Genomic DNA, 1,928 nt, shown 5'->3' with positions numbered 1-1,928 from the left:
CGAAACAATTTAAATCAAAAGAATGCAGAGATTGTTGAGGGCCTCCGTTACCATCGGCAGAGTCAGAATAAAGGAAGCTATCGAAAGAGCCTGTAGAGCGGGCGGTGGATTCCTGAGCATGCTGCCCCGATGACTCTGATGGCGGGCATTGTTGCTGGTTATTTCCAGAGCCGGGCATCGTAATGATGGCCGCCAGCGGGTGATCGTGACACGGCTCTTTTTGTGCTATCGAGCTAAACGACGGTGAGCACATACCCCAATAGCTCTTTAAAAGCCAACCGACAGCAAAAACCACCTCTAAAGGTAACCATGAATAAGAGGTGAAGCTGAGTGGGGTATTTTTGCTGGTAAGGATCAGTTGGTAACTCACCAGCAGATGATTGGCGTAAAGCCATGGCCACGAAATTGATTCAATGATAGTCGTTTGTAGCTCGCCACCGTCTAGTCTGCCTTGTTTCTCATCAGGCGGTAAATCTGATCCTGCATGGCCTTTTGCATAGGCAATGTCTGGCAAGGTGCCCGATAGTGTGTGTTGGTCAGGTTTTATGGAAAAGTTCTGATTTGGAAAATCTGCTTTCTGTTCAAGCTCAACACCAAAACGTCTTGTCAACGGTTGAGCCTGACAGACGACGGACAATGTCATTAGTAAGAGTGATGCTATAAAGAGTGAGTGCTTAATCATTCTACCCTTGCATTCTGGTGTACAGAGAGGAAGGATAGATCAAGAAAATAACTCAAGTTACGTAGCTCTGCAGGAGACAATTTCGTAACGAATCTTGATATAAAAGGGAGAGTGGTTACTTGCCAGCAGGTATAGCTGCAAGCTTATTAACTCAAGCTGAATGATTCCCGTCTTTGAGGATGTCGCAAAAGTAGCGAGCAAAGCTGAGACAAGGCAAGAGCTCCATGCCACTCCGGGCGAAGAAGCGCTTGAGACGTTTACGCCTGGTCACGGAAGCGTGCCCCACAGTTCGGGCAACATGGGACAGATTGACTGATCCCATCTGGATGAGGCCAAAAATAACCAGCACAATAAGGTCAATACGGGATTGAGCCAGCCAGAAGAGGTTTTAAAAGGCTTTGCCAGTGAATGGGTGTGTTGCACGAAAGGTGACTGCTGGTGGTAATGGGCTTGCAGAATACCTGCTATCCGCCACCTATTCACCCTTTCATATCAAGCTTTGTCTCGAAATTGTCCCCTACAGAGCTGCGTAACTTGCGTTATTTTCTTGATCTATCCTTCCTCTCTGTTCACCAGAAAGCAAGGATAGAATGATTAAACACTTACTCTTTACAGCACCATTGTTACTCATGACATTGTCCGTCGTTTGTCAGGCTCAACCGCTGGCAAGACGTTTTGTTGTCGAGCTTGAACAGAAAGCAGGTTCTCAAAACCAGAACTTTTCTATAACACCTGACCAGCATCCACTGCCGGGCAAACTGTCAGACATTACCCACACAAAAGGCTACGCAGGATCAGATTTACACCCTGATGAGAAACAAGGCAGATTAATCGGTTGCGAGCTAAAAACGACCCTCATTGAATCAATTTCGTGGCCATGGCTTCACGCCAATTATCTGCTGATGGGTTACGAGCTTATCCTGACCAGCAAAAATACCCCACTCAGCTCCACCTTATACTCATGGCTACCTGTAGAAGTGGTTGTCGCTGTCGGTTGGCTTTTAGAGAGTTATTGGAATATTAACTCACCGTCGTTTAACCCGATAGCACAAAAAGAGCTGTGTCAGGATCACCCGCTGGCGGCCATCATTACAATGCCCGGCTCTGGAAATAAGCAGCAACAACGCCCTCCATCAGAGTCATCGGGGCAGCACGCTCAGAAAGCCACTGCCCGCCCGGCAGGCTCTTTCGATAGCTTCCTTTATTCTGACTCTGCTGATGGTAACGGAGGCCCTCAACAATCTCT

General features: G+C 47.6%; 3 protein-coding genes. 2 read left to right on the top strand and 1 reads right to left on the bottom strand.

Annotated features, from left to right (window positions below):
* The coding region (locus KDK17_RS04220; protein ID WP_257287423.1) for a hypothetical protein at positions 1 to 682 on the bottom strand (682 nt) is incomplete at its 3' end.
* A 160-nt stretch (positions 683 to 842) separates the two neighbouring features.
* Between KDK17_RS04220 and KDK17_RS04215 the strand changes: the two genes are divergently transcribed.
* Positions 843 to 998, top strand: a complete 156-nt coding sequence (locus KDK17_RS04215) for a hypothetical protein (protein WP_257287422.1) — start codon at positions 843 to 845, stop codon at positions 996 to 998.
* A 274-nt stretch (positions 999 to 1,272) separates the two neighbouring features.
* Positions 1,273 to 1,928, top strand: a 656-nt coding sequence (locus tag KDK17_RS04210; RefSeq protein ID WP_257287421.1) for a hypothetical protein, incomplete at its 3' end; no start/stop codon positions are given.

It is taken from the genome of Endozoicomonas sp. SESOKO2, from assembly GCF_024606245.1.
In the GTDB taxonomy this organism is placed as follows: domain Bacteria; phylum Pseudomonadota; class Gammaproteobacteria; order Pseudomonadales; family Endozoicomonadaceae; genus Endozoicomonas_A.
The sequence above is the reverse complement of the archived record's forward strand: the minus strand, read 5'-3'. Positions and strand labels throughout refer to the sequence as shown.

Bases quoted from the DNA above. Each gene is read 5' to 3' on its own strand.
- KDK17_RS04215 (WP_257287422.1), top strand. From the start codon at position 843: ATGATTCCCGTCTTTGAGGATGTCGCAAAAGTAGCGAGCAAAGCTGAG.